This is a genomic window from Streptomyces sp. NPDC002130, assembly GCF_040296465.1.
Classification (GTDB): Bacteria; Actinomycetota; Actinomycetes; order Streptomycetales; family Streptomycetaceae; genus Streptomyces.
In genome coordinates this window covers 1-2,626 of record NZ_JBEOXI010000525.1, presented here as the reverse complement: position 1 = coordinate 2,626, position 2,626 = coordinate 1, and the positions used below count along the sequence as shown (strand labels likewise).

Here is a 2,626-nt window from a genome sequence, read left to right as displayed (position 1 = left end):
CCGCGCGTCAGGGTTCGATACAGCGCGTTCCGCGACCCCGCGCCGGAAGGACACCGCCATGATCGGCATGCCGGAGATCGAAACCGCGGCCGGGCGAATCGCCGGGCACGTCGTGCGCACCCCGACCGTGGACAGCCCCGGGTTGTCGGCGCTGCTCGGTGCACCGGTCACCGTGAAACTCGAGCTGCTGCAGCGCACCGGCTCGTTCAAGGCGCGCGGGGCGACGGCGAAGCTGCTGTCGCTGGGCGAGGCCGAGCGGGCCGCCGGGGTCGTGGCGGTCAGCGGCGGCAACCACGGGATCGCCGTCGCGGTCATGGCCGCGGCCCTCGATGTGAAGGCCACGGTGGTGATGCCCCGCTCGGCACCCGCCCGTGCCGTGGAGATCGCGGAGGAAGCCGGCGCGTCGGTGCGGCTCACCGACGACATGGACGGCGCGTTCGCGCTCATGACGCGGCTTCAGCACGAGGGTCTGACCCTGGTCCATCCCTTCGACGACCCCGCGGTGATCGCCGGACAGGGCACGGTCGGGCTGGAGTTCGCCGCCGACGCCGGCGAACTCACCGACGTGCTCGTGAGCATCGGGGGTGGCGGCCTGATCGCCGGTGTCGCCGCGGCGCTGCGGGCGTGCCGGCCCGGCGTGCGGGTGTGGGGCGTGGAGACCGAGGGCGCCCAGGCCATGTCCGAGGCGCTGAAGGCGGGCGGTCCGCGGCCGGTCGCCCTGTCGTCGATCGTCTCCACCCTCAGCGCCCCGTCCGTGTCGCAGCTGACGTACGAGCATGTCTCCGCCCTGGTCACCGAGGTCCTCGTGGTTCCGGACCGGGAGGCCGTGCGGGGCGTGCTGGACCTGGCCGACCACGCCAAGGTGTGGGCAGAACCGGCGGCCGGCTGCCTGCTGCCCGCGGCCCGGCAGGTCCTGGAACGGGTCGGCGACGGAGCGCGGCTCGGTCTGGTGGTGTGCGGGGGCAACGCGACGACGGACGACGTGTTCGCCTGGTCGCGTCGCTTCGGGCTGCGCTGACGTTCCGGCCCCTCCCGGGAATCCCGTCGTGAAATTCATCGGAGGGCTTCGAGTTCAGACGCTGTACACGTCCGCATTTACCGCCGGTTACCACCAGGCCCGGGCGCGAATTGCCGAATCAACGGGCCGCGGCGGCCGAATTCCTCGCGCCAACCGCACCCGGGCTGCCGAGGTGAGCCGCACACAGCAGCGCCGGAGCCGTGAAAGGCCCTCTTTCTTCGCACACTTGATCCCACCCTTTGAACAAAAGACAGGAATGAACACGGAGTTGCGATCCGTTTGAACGCAGGCCGCCTCACCCCCCGTACTTCTGGAAAAGGTGAGAGCCAGGTTTCCAGCGAGGGATGGCCATGGGCAGGGCGCACGTCTCCACACACCAGTTGGTCGCCGGCCGGTACCGGCTGCTCGAGATCATTCATCGCGAGACCAACCGCATCTGCTGGTACGCCGAGGACACCGGGGCCGGTGAGATCTCCCGCCCGTGCCTCGTGACCCAGATCGGGCTTCCGGAGGACGCGTACGGGGCCGAGCGCCGCGCCGCCGCCCGCCTGCTGCGCACGACCGAGAACATGGCGCTGCTGTGCCCCGGCCGGATCGCCGCGGCCGTCGACGCGGTCGAGGAGGCCGGCGCCCTGTGGACGGTCACCGAGTGGATCGACGGCACCCCCCTCGGTGAACTCCTCTCCGAACAGGGCACGTTCAACTACGTGCGGGCGGCGCGGATCGGCCTGGAGCTGCTCGACGTACTGGACGCCGCGCACGCCGAGGGCATCACGCACGGCGAACTCAGCCCCGGCCAGGTGTTCGTGCGCGAGGACCACTCGGTCGTCGTCACCGGCTTCGGCCTGGCCGGCGCGACCCTCGCGCCCCGGCTGACGGCGCCCGCGTTCGCGTCCCCGGAGCAGGCCCGCGACCAGCGCATCGGCCCCGCGGCCGACCTGTGGGCGCTCGGCGCGATCCTGTACACGACGGTCGAGGGGCGCCCGCCCTTCCGGGACCGGGGGCGCCCGGAGAACACCCTGAAGGGCGTGGACCGGCTTCCGCTGCGCACGCCGGTGCGCGCCGGGCCGCTCACCCAGGTCGTGCAGGGGCTGCTCCGCAAGGACTCGCGAGAGCGGCTGACCCGCCCGGTGGCGCGGGAGGCGCTGACCCGCGCCCTCAGCGAGGACCCCGATGCCGCCCTGGCCGCGGCACCGGTCCCGCGGCTGCGCGGCGCCTATGCCGCGGTGCGGACGGGCAACCCGGCGTGGAGCAGACGCACCATGGTGGCGGGAACGGCCCTGGCCGTGGTCACGGTGGCGGTCGCCGTGCTCGCCGCGACCCAGGGGCTGCCCGGTACGGACGGCGGCAGCGAGGCGGCCGAATCCCCGGCCCGCCCCCCGGCCTCCGCCGCCACTCCCGGTGAGGGCACCGGCGGCGGCAGTGCCGAACCGTCCGGGGCGCCCAGCCCGCCCAGGTCCCCCTCCCCCACGCCCACTCCGTCCTCCCCGCCCTCCGCGCCGCCCAAGCCCACCCCCACAGGTACACCCTCCTCCCCGGCCACGGCCCTGCCGCCCGGGTTCCAGCGCTACCGGGCGGCGGAGGGCTTCTCCGTCGCGCTCCCCAAGG

2 protein-coding genes are annotated in these 2,626 nt (G+C 73.6%); both read left to right on the top strand.

Going from position 1 to position 2,626, the window contains the following annotated elements:
- Positions 1–58 precede the first annotated feature (58 nt).
- The gene (locus tag ABT116_RS42205; RefSeq protein WP_351645743.1) at positions 59–1,018 is read left to right on the top strand and encodes a threonine/serine dehydratase family protein; all 960 of its coding nucleotides are present in this window, start codon (positions 59–61) and stop codon (positions 1,016–1,018) included.
- 350 nt (positions 1,019–1,368) lie between these two features.
- Positions 1,369–2,626 (top strand): protein kinase domain-containing protein (locus ABT116_RS42200; RefSeq protein ID WP_351645740.1); only part of this gene is annotated, 1,258 nt, incomplete at its 3' end.

Coding starts and splice junctions, on each gene's coding strand:
- ABT116_RS42205 (WP_351645743.1), top strand. CDS start 59: ATGATCGGCATGCCGGAGATCGAAACCGCGGCCGGGCGAATCGCCGGG.